The sequence below is a fragment of the Chitinivorax sp. PXF-14 genome, assembly GCF_040812015.1.
Classification (GTDB): domain Bacteria; phylum Pseudomonadota; class Gammaproteobacteria; order Burkholderiales; family SCOH01; genus JBFNXJ01.
The window spans coordinates 80782-94560 of record NZ_JBFNXJ010000006.1; the positions used below are offsets into that span (position 1 = coordinate 80782).

The window sequence follows — 13779 nt, forward strand, 5'->3', positions numbered from 1 at the left end:
GGCTTGTCGTGTGTCATAGTTCGAGTGTGTGGAGGATGAAGTCGGCAATCGGCGCCGGCGAATTCAGGTCAAAACGGGGTAGCTCGGTGGCAATCTCCATATCGCTGGCCAGCGCGACGATATGCGGGTCGTGGCCGAACAGCAGGGGCTTGCCGAGCGCAGGCCGGTGTATCTCCAGCTTGGGGATCGCTTCGTGCTTGTAGCCTTCGATCAGCACCAGGTTGCAGGGGGCCAGCCGGCTGAGCAGCTGGGCCAGTGTGGGCTCTGCGTCCTCGCGGTTCTCGTGCAGCAATGCCCAGCGTTGCCCACCGGCCAGCAGCACTTCACTGGCGCCGGCCTGGCGGTGGCGCCAGCTGTCCTTGCCGGGCTGGTCGAGATCGAAGGCGTGGTGAGTGTGCTTGATCAGCGAGACGGTGAGCCCGCGCCCGGTGAGCAGTGGGATCAATTGCTCGATCAGTGTCGTCTTGCCGCTGCCCGAATAGCCACAGAAGCCGAATACCTTCACCGGCCGGCTTCCAGCAGTTGCTGCACGTCGTCGCACAGTTCCGCGTACTCGGCCTGGCTCAGGCCCAGGTATTCGAGGATCAGCGAGCCATTGCGCTGCCAATCCTGGTCGCGCGGCAGGTGGAGAAAGCTGTGCGCGATCTGCTCGGCGAGCTTGGTCACGGCGACCAGCACGCGCGTGTCCTCGGTGATCTCTTCGCTGGGCTCGGTGTAGAGCGCGGGGTCGTGGTGCATCAGGATGGCGAGGCCGATCTCCTCCGGTAGATACCAGCAGCGCGCCACCAGGTGGCCGACGATGGCGTGATGCGTGCCATGGCGCTCCTGCTCGATGGTGGTGAACGGCTTCTGGCGCGAGGCGTAGGCCAGGTCCAGCGTGTCCTGATAATCCTTGAAGCGCGCCAGCAACAGCGGGATGCCGCAATTCTGGAACAGGCCGAAGGTATAGGTCTGGTCACGCTGCGGCAGATTGAGCTGGGTGGCGATGAAGGCCGCCACCTGCGCGTCGAGCGCCGCCGTTTCCCAGAAGCGCTGCACATGGTGGTTGTCGGCGATATTCAGCGTGTTGCGCAGCGCCAGGCCGGTCGCCAGACTGATGGCGTTCGGCGCGCCCAGCAGCAACACGGCATGCCTGACCGAGGCCACGCGCTGCGGCAGCGAGAAAAACGGCGAGTTGACGGTCTTCAGGATGGCGGCGGACAGGCTGACATCCTGGCTGATGATCTCTGCGATCCGGCCCGGCTCCAGTGTCGGCTGCTCGCGTTCGGCGGCAAGCTCCAGCATGACGGCGGGGCGGGGCGGGATGACGATACCGCGCAGGAGTTGGGCCGCATCTTGTTGGCTGATCTGCATGGCTGGCTCGAAATATGTCTGCCGCCATTTTACCCGTACCGCCGACACGGTGCAGCAGCCGGTTGTCGCATCGCTGCCTTCGCCGGGCCGGTGCCCCCGCTTCATCGCCGCAAAAGCGCTACAGGCTTGCGATGGCGAGGGGGCTGGCTTATAAAATAGCGATCCCCTTGCGCATTGCAACATGTCATCTTACGACGCTACCCGCGGCAACCCACACTTCCTTGACCGAGTCATGTCGCTGGCCGAGCATGAGGCGGTTGTTGCGTCCGAGGACATCTATTCCGAGTCGGGCATCAAGCTGCTGGCCAAGGGGAAGCCGCTCTCACCGGTGCTGCGGGAGCGGCTGCTGTTGCAGCGCTTGCGCCGCCCGCTCGAAGCCTGCCTCGCGCCAGCCCAGGGGGTGGCCGCGACAGATATCGGGCAGATCGCCCATGAACTGATCGAGAGCTGGCCGATACTGGCGCCCTTGTGCCTGGATGAGGGCCGGCCCTGGCCACTGTCCTGGCTGGCACAGGTACCCGTGAATCAGGTGACGGCCTTGCTGCTGAGCGTGAGTGCGCGGGCCGGCGCCGGGGTGTTGCGCCATGCCGTGCTGGTCACGCTCGTGGCGCTGGGCCTGGCACGCCGGATGCAGGCCTCGCCCGAGGTGATGCGCACGCTGGCAATTGCCGGCCTGCTGCACGACGTTGGTGAGTTGTATGTCGCGCCGGAAGTCCTGTCCTCACGTGCCGATCTGTCGCTCGACGACTGGCGAGCACTCGCGGTGCATCCGCTGACCGGGGCCAAGGTGATCGAAGGCATTGCCGGCCTGGGGGCGCCCGTGGCACTGGCGGTGCTGCAACACCACGAGCGCCATGACGGCACCGGCTACCCGCGCCGCCTGGCGGGCGCTGCCATGAGCCCTGCCGCGAAGATTCTGGCGACGGCGGAGGCCATGGCGGGGCTCATCCCTGGGCCGGAGGAATCGTCACTGCGGGCATCGGTCGCCTTCAAGGTGATCACTTCCGATCATGCGCCGGCGGTGGTGGCGGCCGTGCGTTCGGTACTGAACGAGATGTCCGATGCGCCGGATGTCGAGATGACGCCGCTCGAAGCCGTGGTGGAAATCCATCGGCTGATTGCCTACATCGGGGATGTCTTCATGGTGATCGAGCTGGCGGGCGAGCGGCTTGCCACGCCCGGTGCCCAAGCGCTGCTGGGTGACATCGAGGCGCGCTTCACCGAGCTGCACCGCGCCTTCTCGCGTACTGGGCTGGGCGGCGTGACGGCTGGCTATGAGGTCAGCTGGCTCGATTATGAATCCCCTGACGAGGGCGTGGCGGAGGTCGCCGCCGTGGCGCGCGAGATCCGCTGGCGCCTGCGCGAGCTGGCCCGCGACATCGCGCTGCGGGCCAGTTCGCTGGCGGACGATGAGCGTACCGTGTTTTCTACGCTGATCGGCACCCTGACCCGGCGGCGCTGATTGCGGCAAGCCGTGGCGGCCTGCCCGCGCTAACTTGCCGGCTGTGTCTTCGACGGTTTGGCGGGCGACAGGCGGGTGACGCCGAACATGACCAGCGCCAGGCCGGCCAGCTGGACCAGCGATAATTGTTCACCGAGCAGCCACCAGGCAGCGGCTACCGTCAACACAGGGCCCAGCGAACCAATCGCCGCCGCTTCGCCGGCGCCCATGCGACGGATGGCCTGCGCCAGTGCCCAGATCGGCAGCACGGTGGACAGCAGGGCCATCAGCGCCGCATCGAGCCACACCTGGGCGGGCAGGGCCAGCAACTGGTGTGGCTCGCCGCGCAGCAACCAGTGCGCCAGCACCATCAGCGACGAGGCCGCGCCGGTCAGGCCAGTGAGGCGCATCGAGCCGAGCTTGCCAACCACATTGCCGGTACCGAGATAGTACAGCGCGTAGGTGACGGCGCTGGCCAGCACCCAGCCGGCGCCGATCAGGGCATCGGCCGAGGTGCCGGTCTGCCGTAGATCGTGCGCAAACGCGACTGCCAGGCCCAGGTAGCAGCAGGCTATTGCCTGCCAGGCGCCGCGGCTGGGCTTGCGCTTGGAGAACCAGGTCTGCAGCAGCAGCACGAGCGTCGGGTAAATGTAGAGAATCAACCGTTCGAGCCCGGCGGAGATATAACGCAGCCCCTCGAAATCGAACAGGCTCGACAGGTAGTAGCCCAGGCAGCCGAGCAGCAGCACCTGGCCGACGGTCGAACGATCGAGCGGTGCCGCCTGCCCGTCGGTGGGCGTACGGGCGAGCCACAGGAAGAAGGGCAGCGCGATACCCATGCGCAGCGCCAGCAGCGTCGATGCATCCACCGGCGCGGCGGCGTAGGCAAGTTTGACGAAGATGGCCTTCAGCGAAAAGCCGAATGCGGCCAGCACCGCGAATGTCCGGCCATCGAGCTGGGTATGCCAGCTTTCTTTAATTGATAAGGATTGGGTCTGGCTGCTCATGCGCACTACCATCTATCATCTATGGATAATGCTGATTCTGCCGATGTATCTGCGAAAGTAGAATGCGTTTTCGATGAACTTACCTTTCTCGAAAAAAGAAGGCTATGCGGCATTTTGATCTCAATGACTTACGCCTGATCCTGTCCATCGCCGAGCATGGCAGCCTGAGCCGCGCGGCGGCGGCCTTCCCGATTGCGCTGTCGGCCGCCAGCAACCGGCTGCGGCAGGTGGAGGAGCGGCTCGGCTTGCCCTTGTTCGTCCGCCACGCCGACGGCATGACGCCTACCATCGCTGGCCGCCTGGCACTCGATCATGCTCGCCGTGTGCTGAACGAAGCCGATGCGCTCGAATCGACCATGAACGGGCTGCGCGGCCAGGCGCGGGTGGTCTTGCGCCTGGCGGCCAACACGGTTGCCAACAGCACGTTCTTGCCGGTGGCCCTGGGGCCCTTCCTCACCCGTTTTCAACTGGTCGATCTGCAGATCGACGAACTCAGCAGCCGTGACATCGCAGCCGCAGTGCGTGCGGGCGAGGTCGACATGGGGGTGCTGGATGGCAATGTCGCCACCGAAGGCCTGACCAGCCTGCCGTTCCGGCAGGACAGGCTGGTGCTGTTCGTGCCGGCCGCGCATCGGCTCGCCGCAGCCGGTCATTGCCGCTTTCAGGAGGTGGCGGGGGAGGCCTTCGTCGGCTTGCCGGAGGCACGTGCGATGCAACGGTTCGTCGAGGGCATGGCACGGCTCGCGGGCAAGGCGATGACGGTGCGTGTGCGTGCCCCCAGCTTTTTCGCGATTGCACAGCTGGTCTCGCAGGGAGTGGGCGTTGCCGTGCTGCCTGAGGCGGCCGCCATCCGCCACCGCAGCAGCCTGGCCGGCGCCATCGTCGAAATCGAAGACAGCTGGGCCACGCGCGAGCTGCGCCTATGCTTGCGTGCGCCCGATGATCTGGGGCCGGAGGCACGCGCGCTGGTGGCGCACCTGACCGGCGCGTCGCCGCTGTAGCCTGGGACTCTGCGGCGATTGAGGGGGAAGCTGTTGCTGTGGCTGAATGCTCGGTGAGCCGGATTCAGCGCGGGCTGTGGGGCGGGGCCGATGCGGCGCTGATTGTTCTGCCGGCGCCAATCGCCGGCAAATGCACCTGCAGCGCCAGCCAGCGCTGCTGCTTTTGCGGATAGGCCAGGGTGTGCGCAGGGCTCGACGAGGGGAGGTCAATCAGCGCGAGCCTGTGCCCTGCCTCCCTGAGCTGGCGGCGACCAAGTCTGGCCGCCGTGCCGCCGTTGAAGGCAATGGCCTGCAGGCTCGGCAGCTGCATCAGCAGTGCCTGTAGCGGATTGTGTGTCTCGTTGCGGATGGCCGCGTCGAGGCTGCCGGCACGCTCCGCCTCGGCGATCACGTCCCACAGGCCGATGCCATGATGCAATAGCGATGCCAGCCTGGCGTCGTAGGGCAGGGTGCGCAGGTCGGTGTCGATGACCGAGCCCACCAGCTCCCAGAATCGGTTCTGGCGATGCGCATAGTATTGGCCCGCTGCCAGCGAGGCGTCGCCCGGCAGGCTGCCGAGAATCAGCAGCCGGGTATCCGGGCCGATAACCGGCGGAAAGCTGCGCTTGCGGGCTGCTTCCCCTGTCATGGCGCAATCAGCCGCGGCGTGACTTGACCATACCGACCAAGCGTTCGAACAGATTGACGTCCTGTTCGTTCTTCAGCAGCGCCCCGGCGAGCGGCGGCACGATGGCTTCGGCGTCGGCGCTCTTCAATGCCGCGGCGGGGATGTCTTCCGCCATCAGCAGCTTGAGCCAGTCGAGCAGCTCCGACGTGGATGGCTTCTTCTTGATGCCCGGCAGCTCGCGGATGGCGAAAAACAGCTCCATCGCCTCCTTCAGCAAGTCCTGTTTCAGGTGCGGGTAGTGCACCGACACGATCTGCTGCATCGTGTCCTTGTCCGGGAAGCGGATGTAATGGAAGAAGCAGCGGCGCAGAAAGGCGTCGGGCAGCTCCTTCTCGTTGTTCGAGGTGATGATGATGATCGGGCGTGTCTTGGCGACCACGGTTTCGCGCGTCTCGTAGACGTAGAACTCCATGCGGTCGAGTTCGCGCAGTAAGTCGTTGGGGAACTCGATGTCGGCCTTGTCGATCTCGTCGATCAGCAGAACCGCTTGCTGACCGTTCTCGAATGCCTCCCACAGCTTGCCCTTGACGATGTAGTTGGCGATGTCCTTGACGCGTTCATCGCCGAGCTGCGAGTCGCGCAGGCGCGACACCGCATCGTATTCGTACAGCCCTTGCTGGGCCTTGGTGGTCGACTTGATATGCCACTGGATCAGCGGCAAGCCGAGCGCGCTGGCCACTTCTTCCGCCAGCATGGTCTTGCCGGTGCCTGGCTCACCCTTGATCAGCAGTGGGCGTTGCAGGGTGATGGCAGCGTTCACCGCCATCATCAGGTCTTGGGTGGCGACGTAGGATTCGGTACCGGTAAAACGGGTCATGGCGGTCATCATCTGTTGTCAAGCTAACGCTTGATTGTATCGTAATTGCCCGGGTGTGCACCCGCGCCGTTGAAACAAAAACGGCCGCATCATGCGGCCGTTCGCGTCACCGGGTGGGGCGCCGTCATTCGTCGGCAAACGCGGTTTCGATGTCTTCCAGCGTCAGGTGCCAGCGATCCAGCATATGGGTCAGGATGGCCATCTCGATTTCGCTGAACTCGGCATCCGCCTTGGACATGTCGAGCACCATCGCGCACAGCAGCAGTCGCTTCTTGGGCTCTTCCACCGTGTCGAGCAGCGCGTCGATACGGGCTCGATCCACCGGGTGTACCTTGCCGTCCGCATCTGCCGATTCCGCCAGTTCTTCGCAGTAGTCGTGCAGCACCTCGATGAAGTCGCGCCGATTGATGGCGAGGATGTCATAGAGCTTGAGTTGCTCCAGCAGGTCGAGCTCGCGTTCGTCCATGTGGCCGTCGGCTACCATGACCATCGCCAGGATGCGTGCCATTGCCTTGGGGCTGTTGTGCGGATAGGTTTTCATTCTTCACTTGCCTCTCTACGATGGTGCTCGATCCGGGCCAGGAAGGCCGAAGGAACGACTGCCACCTTGCGTGCCGCATAGTCGAAAAACACGACGCCAGTCTTGGCGCGCGCCACTTCCACACCGCTATGTTGGTTGCTGAGCCGGTAGTACAGGTCACAACCGTATTTGTTGAACTCTTCCGCGGTAACCTCGACCGTCAACTCATCCCCATGGAAGGCTTCGCTTTTGTACACCACGACCGAGTCGGCCAGGATGATGCCAAACCCTTCCACGTCCAGCTCCGCGAAGCCGAGCCACGCCATGAACTGCATGCGGCCTTCGTGCATGATCGACAGGACCGCATCGTTGCCAAGGTGCCCACCGTAGTTGATATCGCTGATACGGACTTTGACACTGGTCTGGAACATAAAGCGTTCCGGCAGGTCTAGCTTGACTCGAGGCATGTGTTTCCGGGAAGCCAGATGGACGTTGGCCAGTGTATTAGCTGGTTTCGGAATTTTCAACCGGGCTGGCCCTGCTTTTGCTAGACTGGCCAGAGAAGCGGGCTGCGCTGCGGTGGGGCCTGTTGGTGCGGTGCCTGGCAGCGGGTTGCCAGGGTTTGAGAGGATGACACGATGTATCAGCGTATTCTGGTTCCGGTGGACGATAGCGAAACCTCCCATCGGGCGCTCGACGAAGCTGGCAAGTTCGCCAAGGACCAGCGGGCGGTGCTGCGCCTGGTCAGCGTGATCGATCTGGCCCAGTTCAGCTGGGGGGGCGCCGAATTTCTGGATACTTCCGATCTGCAAGCCTCCTTGCGCGAGGCCGGCAAAAAGACGCTGGAAGCCGCCCAGGAGCGGCTCAAGGCTGACGGCGTGGAGGCCGAGACCGCACTGGTCGAGACCTGGGGCGGGCGCATCGCCGGCCTCGTGGTCGAAGAGGCCACACGCTGGCAGGCCGATGTGATCGTGATGGGCACGCACGGTTGGACGGGGCTTGATCACCTGATTCTGGGGAGCGTGGCGGAAGGTGTCGTACGGATAACGCCGGTACCGGTGTTGCTGGTGCGCACCCGTTGAAGTGGGAGTTGCCGGGGATGTGTTGTGAATGATGTGAGCAGGGGGGCGTCGGTGCTCTCCGTGGTCAACCATGATCGTGATGCGGCTGGGCTGACCTATGTCTACCCCGTCGTTTCCCGCCGTGCCGGCGGTCTGTCGGTTGGTATCAACCTGAATCCGAACAACGCCTGCAACTGGCGTTGCGTGTATTGCCAGGTGCCGGGCCTGGAGCGTGGTGCCGCGCCGGCGATCGATCTGGCGCTGCTGCGCCGTGAGCTGAGCGGGTTCCTGCAGCAGGTCGTGCATGGTGATTTTTTGCTGCAGCATGTGCCTGCCGAGGCACGACGTCTCAACGACATTGCGCTGTCCGGCAATGGCGAGCCAACCAGTGCGGAGGAGTTTGATCAGGTCATTGATCTGGTCGGCGAGGTCGTGGCGGAGTTTGGCCTAGTCGGGCAGATCAAGCTGGTGCTGATCACCAACGGCAGCCTGATGCATCGCCCGCAAGTCCAGCACGGCATCGCCCGCATGAACGAGCTCAATGGCGAGGTCTGGTTCAAGCTGGATCGTGGCACCGCCGAGGAAATGCTGGCGGTCAATCAGTCCGCCATCACGCCCGCACGGGTTCGGCGCCATATCGGCATAGCATCGAGACTGTGCCGGACCTGGGTGCAGACCTGCATGTTTGCGATGGACGACCACCTGCCCGACGAGGCCTCGCTCACGGCTTATCTCGATCTGTTGCAAACCATCATGCAGAAGGATTTGGCGCCGTTGGCCGGGGTGCTGCTGTATGGGTTGGCTAGGCCGTCGATGCAGATCGAGGGGCAACGGCTGAGCCCTGCACCAGCGGAATGGATGCAGGCGCTGGCCGAACGCATCGAGCCATTGGGGCTGCCCGTCAAGCTCAGTGTGTGACAGGGAGTCACAAAAAAATGGCCGAGTCGCAGTGCTCGGCCGTTTTTTTAGGTGATGCAGGCCTCAGTTGGCCATGTCGGTGGGCGCCTGCTGTGTTTCGCTGCGCGCACGGACTGCCTTTTTCAGGCTCTTGTACAGGTCCGGGTGTGTGTCCTTGAGGTATTCGATGATGTCGAAGTCCTCTTTCCGAACCTTGGTAAGGTCCAGTTGTTCAACGTGCACCAGGCGCAGCAGTTCGCGTACTGGCTTGGGCATGTTGCGGCCGCTCTCGTAGCGGGAGCCGCCGCTTTGAGTCACGCCGATCTTGGTCCAGAATTCCTGCTGGTTGAGGCCAAGTTTGCGACGAATCTCGCGCGGGTTAAGAATCTTGTCAAAGAGTTTCATGGTGGGCCCAATCCTGTTGATGTAGGAAATAACGTGAAAGCCGTGCGATTTCCCTAAATCCAATCAGGTCGTATTAGTTATACAGACATCCAGTTAACTGCTTGATTCCGTGCATCCCGACCTGTTGAATGCCGAATGAATGTCTGTCTATTATCATATGATAATATATAATGCCATTGGGCTCAATAGCTACTATGCAATTTCCATACTTTCGAACGGAAAGCATGAATACCCGCCTGTCATTACCAAGTTAAGACGAGTTTTTGGGGGATTTCAACTGGAATTTGACGAAAATATGTCGTGACAAAATCGAGTAGCCACAACGGCTATGCCGAGTGGCTAAAATGAGACGCGAACAAGAAGGTGAGGGTGGCGAGCCCGACCCCCGGCACTTGCAATAAATGGCTGTGGCTGCTTCCTTCCGGACCTGACCAGGTTCACCACCTTGCAATGCGGGGAGGCCCGCCCTTGAAGCTGTAGCGCCAAAAGATTCAAACAGGCGCTGCGAAAAGTGGCGGAGAGAGGGGGATTCGAACCCCCGTCAGGGTATTACCCTGAACACGCTTTCCAGGCGTGCGACTTAAACCACTCATCCATCTCTCCAAAGAGGCGCGGAGATTATACCAATCTCCGTGATTGCGCAAGTCATTGTTCGGTAGGCGGGCACGCGCGCCGCGCCGGGCGCTGCCGGCATTTCTGGTAGAATCCGCGCATGACTTATCAAGTACTCGCCCGCAAATGGCGCTCACGTAATTTCGCCCAGGTTGTCGGGCAGGAGCACGTGGTGCGCGCGATCAGCAACGCGCTGGAAAAGCAGCGCCTGCATCACGCCTACCTGTTTACCGGTACGCGCGGTGTCGGCAAGACATCGATCGCGCGTATTCTGGCCAAGTCGCTCAATTGCGAGACCGGCATTACGGCTGAGCCGTGCGGTCAATGCTCGGCGTGCACGCAAATCGATGCCGGGCGCTTTGTCGACCTGCTCGAGCTGGATGCGGCCTCGAATACCGGCATCGACAATATGCGCGAAGTCATCGATAACGCGCAGTACGCGCCGACGGCCGGGCGCTTCAAGGTCTACCTGATCGATGAAGTGCACATGCTGTCGAAGTCGGCATTCAACGCGATGCTGAAGACGCTCGAAGAGCCGCCGGCACACGTCAAGTTCATCCTGGCGACGACCGATCCGCAAAAAGTGCCGATCACCGTGCTGTCGCGCTGCCTGCAGTTCAATCTGCGGCAGATCCCGCCGCAGACGGTCGCCGAGCATCTGTGCTACGTGCTCGACCAGGAGCAGATTCCCTATGAGCCGGCCGCATTGTTGCTGCTCGGCCATGCGGCTGCGGGCTCGATGCGTGATTCGCTGAGTCTGCTCGACCAGGCGATCGCCTATGGCGCCGGGCGGGTGGAAGAGGCCGGGGTGCGCGCCATGCTGGGCGCCATCGATCAGACCTATCTCTATGCCTTGCTCGAGGCGCTGGCGGCGCGTGACGGCCAGGCGCTGATCGCCCAGGCCGACGCCATGGCAAAGCGCTCGATTGCCTTCGATGCTGCGTTGCAGGACCTGTCCGCTGTGCTGCAGCGCATCGCGCTGGCGCAGGTGGTGCCCGCATCGCTGGAGGCCTCGCCGGACGCGTCGCGCATGCTTGCGCTGGCTGGCCAGTTGCCCGCGGAGGATGTGCAGCTCTATTACCAGATCGCCCTGCACGGCCGCCGTGACCTGGCCTTGGCGCCGGATGAGTACGCGGGCTTCTCCATGGCGCTGCTGCGCATGCTCGCGTTCGCGCCCGGTAACGCCGCAGCAGGCCTGCCACCGCCGGTGACGCCGCCTGCCCGCCGTCCAGAAACCCCGCCGCCGCCGGCGCCGACCCAGGCCGCCCCACGCTCGAATCCAGGCGACCCGATGGCGCAGGTGCGGTCGATGCTGGCCGTCAAAGGCGTGGCCAGTGCGGGGCGTCCGGCGACATTGACGCGCGAAGTACCCGCGGCGCGAGTGCCCGAGCCTGTTCCGCCGCGCCCGGTGCCGCCTGTCGCGCCGGCACCGCGTGTTGCCCAGAATACGCCGCCGGCGCGCGATGAAGTGCCACCGTGGGTGGACGACGAGCCTGCGCCTGTGGCGCAGCAGCCCCGCGCGGTCGAAGATCAAGTATCGCCGGCCGAGCCGGCTGTTCCGGCGCTCGAGCTGCCTGCATTAGCCGATAGTGCCCTGGCCTTCGACGGGGACTGGCACAGCTTGGTGTCCGTGCTACCGCTCGGTGGCATGGCCAAGATGCTGGCGCAGAATTGCGTCGTAAAATCGTTTTTGGCCGGAGAGTTCCGCCTGGGCTTGCCGATGGAGCATAAGGCGCTTGCCGATCGCACCTACCAGGACAAATTGAAGCAGGCGCTTGAGCAGCATTTTGCCGCCGCTGTCCGTCTGCACGTGGAAGTGAGCGAGATTCAGCTCGATACGCCCGCCGCCATCGATCAGAAGGCGCGCGAAGCCAGGCTGCAGGCCGCAGAGCTCGCGATTCATGTGGATCCTTTTGTGCAGGATCTAAAACAACACTTCGGCGCACGTGTCGTCGAAGGTTCAATCAAACCTATTTAGGAGCAGGAACATGATGAAAGGTGGCTTGGGCAATCTGATGAAGCAGGCCCAGATGATGCAGGACAATATGAAGCGCGCGCAGGAGCAGCTCGGCCAGGTCGAAGTCGAGGGACAGTCCGGCGCTGGCATGGTCAAGGTGGTCATGACCTGCCATCACGACGTCAAGCGCGTCACCATTGATCCGAGCCTGATGGGTGAGGACAAGGAGATGCTGGAGGACCTGCTGGCCGCCGCGGTGAACGACGCCAATCGCCGCGTCGAAACCACCTCGCAGGAAAAGATGGCCGGCTTCACCGCCGGCATGGGCTTGCCGCCGGGCTTCAAGCTGCCGTTCTGATGCCGCCGAGAATTGATGCATCAATCTGTGGCGAGCGCCGCCTCGACGTTCGGCCTGGGCGGGTGAGGCCGTGAAATCTCCGTCCAGCTTGGAGCAACTGATCGACGCCTTGCGCGTATTGCCCGGAGTCGGCCCCAAATCGGCGCAGCGCATGGCCTACCACCTGTTGCAGCGCGACCAGGCCGGTGCCCAGCGCCTGGCGCGGGCGCTGGAGGGCGCGCTTTCCAGCCTGCGCCATTGCTCGCGTTGCAATACCTTCACCGAATCGGTGCTGTGCCCGCTCTGTGCCGATGAGCGCCGGGACCATAGTCAGCTTTGCGTGGTGGAGATGCCGGCGGACCTGCTGATGGTGGAGCAGGCCATGGCCTACCACGGGCTGTATTTCGTGCTGATGGGGCGATTGTCCCCATTGGACGGGGTCGGCCCGCGCGATGTTCACCTCGACCGGCTGCTGCAGCGCGCGCTCGATGGCGTGGTGACCGAGGTCATTCTGTCGACCAATTTCACGGTGGAAGGCGAGGCAACCGCCCACTACATCGCGGAGATGCTCAAGGCGCGAGGCATCAAGGTCAGCCGTATCGCCCGCGGCTTGCCGGTCGGCGGCGAACTCGAGCACGTCGACTCGGGCACCCTGGCGCAAGCCGTCATCGAACGACGGGCAATGTAGGCGGCTTATGGCGACACCTCTACAGTCCATCCTCGTGGCGAACCCCAAGGGCGGTTCGGGCAAGTCGACCCTGGCAACCAACCTCGCCGGCCATTTCGCCTGGGCTGGCGAACGTACCATGCTGGGTGATATCGACCGCCAGCAGTCGTCGTTGCGCTGGCTCCAGCGCCGGCCGGACAACTTGCCTGCCATCCAGGGATGGGATGTCGAGCCGGACGAGCCGGCGAAGCCCCCCAAGGGCACCACCCGGGTTGTGCTCGATACCCCGGCCGGCCTGCATGGCAAGAAGCTGGCCCAGGTGCTCAAGCTGGTAGGCCGGATCATCGTGCCGGTTCAGCCGTCGGCATTCGATATGTGGGCGAGCGAAGATTTTTTTGCGCAGCTGGCCGAGGAAAAGGCCGTACGCAAGCAGCAGGCCTTCATTGCCGTGGTCGGCATGCGGGTCGATGCCCGCACGCGGGCGGCACAACAGCTGGAGGCTTTTCTTGCCGGCTTTGACCTGCCGGTGCTGACCTACCTACGGGAAACTCAGCTCTACGTGCAGCTGGCGGGGCAGGGGCTGACGCTGTTCGACATGCCGCGGTCGAAAACCGAGCGTGATCGCGCGCAATGGCAGCCGCTGGTCGACTGGCTGCGTACCCCGATCGTGGGGTGACTGTTGCCCTACCCGAGAAGTCAGAGAAACTTGTTCGGGTAGATTTCTTCGATCAGCTGGCGGCAGTCCACCACCCGCAGGTCGTTGTCCTTGGCGAAGCACATCAGGAAACTGAACACGTTCGGGTCGATCTTCTCCAGCTGCTTGTCCACCGCCACGCAGCGTACCCCGTCCAGATTGAGCGGCCGGACATAAGGGTGATAAGACATTTTCTGGTCGTGGCCGAAGGTGGAGAGAATCCCGGACAGGCGCTCTGCCCAGTCACTCGGTCGAAAGGTCCGGCCGTTGGAGGTGACGCCTTGAATGATGACTTCGTAAGGGTTGCAGATCATGGCCGGGCAGGGGAAAGTAGTCCACGAAT

General features: G+C 63.3%; 16 protein-coding genes, 1 tRNA gene, 1 other RNA gene and 1 pseudogene. 8 read left to right on the plus strand and 11 right to left on the minus strand.

The features are described 5' to 3' along the window. Positions 1-13 precede the first annotated feature (13 nt). Entirely contained in the window at positions 14-505 is a 492-nt protein-coding gene (gene mobB, locus ABWL39_RS09350) for a molybdopterin-guanine dinucleotide biosynthesis protein B (protein WP_367789553.1), read from the minus strand. Continuing rightward, on the minus strand, positions 502-1353 hold the full coding sequence (locus ABWL39_RS09355; protein WP_367789556.1) for an HDOD domain-containing protein: 852 nt from the start codon (positions 1351-1353) through the stop codon (positions 502-504). The genes mobB and ABWL39_RS09355 overlap by 4 nt, the downstream gene beginning before the upstream one ends. Before the next feature lie 181 nt (positions 1354-1534). Between ABWL39_RS09355 and ABWL39_RS09360 the strand changes: the two genes are divergently transcribed. Then, entirely contained in the window at positions 1535-2815 is a 1281-nt protein-coding gene (locus ABWL39_RS09360; RefSeq protein ID WP_367789559.1) for an HD-GYP domain-containing protein, read from the plus strand. A 29-nt stretch (positions 2816-2844) separates the two neighbouring features. Here ABWL39_RS09360 and ABWL39_RS09365 read toward each other — a convergent pair whose 3' ends face one another. Next, positions 2845-3801, minus strand: a complete 957-nt coding sequence (locus ABWL39_RS09365; RefSeq protein WP_367789562.1) for a DMT family transporter — start codon at positions 3799-3801, stop codon at positions 2845-2847. Positions 3802-3905: 104 nt separating this feature from the next. On the opposite strand from ABWL39_RS09365, the gene ABWL39_RS09370 reads away from it, so the two are divergent. Further along, entirely contained in the window at positions 3906-4802 is an 897-nt protein-coding gene (locus ABWL39_RS09370) for a LysR family transcriptional regulator (protein ID WP_367789565.1), read from the plus strand. Between the two features lie 64 nt (positions 4803-4866). Here the strand turns inward: ABWL39_RS09370 and ABWL39_RS09375 are convergent, their stop codons facing one another. The 4 genes from ABWL39_RS09375 to ABWL39_RS09390 all read right to left on the minus strand — a co-directional run bounded on the left by ABWL39_RS09375 (position 4867) and on the right by ABWL39_RS09390 (position 7237). Next, positions 4867-5430: a DNA-deoxyinosine glycosylase gene (locus ABWL39_RS09375; RefSeq protein ID WP_367789568.1), complete on the minus strand. Its 564-nt coding sequence runs from the start codon at positions 5428-5430 to the stop codon at positions 4867-4869. A gap of 7 nt (positions 5431-5437) precedes the next feature. Continuing rightward, positions 5438-6295 (minus strand): AAA family ATPase, encoded by an 858-nt coding sequence (locus ABWL39_RS09380; protein WP_367789963.1) that lies wholly within the window; start codon positions 6293-6295, stop codon positions 5438-5440. A 115-nt stretch (positions 6296-6410) separates the two neighbouring features. Beyond that, positions 6411-6827 (minus strand): hypothetical protein, encoded by a 417-nt coding sequence (locus ABWL39_RS09385; RefSeq protein WP_367789570.1) that lies wholly within the window; start codon positions 6825-6827, stop codon positions 6411-6413. Next, a complete protein-coding gene (locus ABWL39_RS09390) occupies positions 6824-7237 on the minus strand; it encodes an acyl-CoA thioesterase (RefSeq protein ID WP_367789573.1) in 414 nt (137 codons plus the stop codon). The genes ABWL39_RS09385 and ABWL39_RS09390 overlap by 4 nt, the downstream gene beginning before the upstream one ends. A gap of 207 nt (positions 7238-7444) precedes the next feature. Here ABWL39_RS09390 and ABWL39_RS09395 point away from each other — a divergent pair, with 207 nt between their 5' ends. Both ABWL39_RS09395 and ABWL39_RS09400 read left to right on the plus strand, forming a co-directional pair. Further along, on the plus strand, positions 7445-7888 hold the full coding sequence (locus ABWL39_RS09395) for a universal stress protein (RefSeq protein WP_367789576.1): 444 nt from the start codon (positions 7445-7447) through the stop codon (positions 7886-7888). A 24-nt stretch (positions 7889-7912) separates the two neighbouring features. After that, positions 7913-8785 carry a radical SAM protein gene (locus ABWL39_RS09400; protein ID WP_367789579.1) on the plus strand — a complete coding sequence of 291 codons (873 nt, stop codon included), beginning with the start codon at positions 7913-7915 and terminating at the stop codon, positions 8783-8785. Between the two features lie 63 nt (positions 8786-8848). On the opposite strand, the gene ABWL39_RS09405 is transcribed toward ABWL39_RS09400, so the two are convergent. From ABWL39_RS09405 to ABWL39_RS09415, 3 genes are all read right to left on the minus strand, one after another. Beyond that, positions 8849-9169, minus strand: coding sequence for a helix-turn-helix domain-containing protein (locus ABWL39_RS09405; RefSeq protein ID WP_367789582.1), 321 nt, complete (start codon positions 9167-9169; stop codon positions 8849-8851). A 368-nt stretch (positions 9170-9537) separates the two neighbouring features. Continuing rightward, an RNA gene (ffs, locus tag ABWL39_RS09410) (signal recognition particle sRNA small type) lies at positions 9538-9636 on the minus strand. Between the two features lie 45 nt (positions 9637-9681). Continuing rightward, a tRNA-Ser gene (locus tag ABWL39_RS09415) sits at positions 9682-9772 on the minus strand. Positions 9773-9881: 109 nt separating this feature from the next. Between ABWL39_RS09415 and dnaX the strand changes: the two genes are divergently transcribed. The 4 genes from dnaX (at position 9882) to ABWL39_RS09435 (ending at position 13418) form a co-directional block, all read left to right on the plus strand. Then, on the plus strand, positions 9882-11759 hold the full coding sequence (gene dnaX, locus ABWL39_RS09420) for a DNA polymerase III subunit gamma/tau (RefSeq protein ID WP_367789584.1): 1878 nt from the start codon (positions 9882-9884) through the stop codon (positions 11757-11759). Positions 11760-11769: 10 nt separating this feature from the next. Beyond that, positions 11770-12096, plus strand: coding sequence for a YbaB/EbfC family nucleoid-associated protein (locus ABWL39_RS09425; protein ID WP_367789587.1), 327 nt, complete (start codon positions 11770-11772; stop codon positions 12094-12096). Between the two features lie 70 nt (positions 12097-12166). After that, on the plus strand, positions 12167-12763 hold the full coding sequence (gene recR / locus ABWL39_RS09430; protein ID WP_367789590.1) for a recombination mediator RecR: 597 nt from the start codon (positions 12167-12169) through the stop codon (positions 12761-12763). Positions 12764-12770: 7 nt separating this feature from the next. Continuing rightward, a complete protein-coding gene (locus ABWL39_RS09435; protein WP_367789593.1) occupies positions 12771-13418 on the plus strand; it encodes an AAA family ATPase in 648 nt (215 codons plus the stop codon). 44 nt (positions 13419-13462) lie between these two features. Here ABWL39_RS09435 and ABWL39_RS09440 read toward each other — a convergent pair. Next, positions 13463-13750 (minus strand): annotated as a pseudogene (locus ABWL39_RS09440) (DUF3579 domain-containing protein); the annotation flags it as partial. Positions 13751-13779 lie beyond the last annotated feature (29 nt).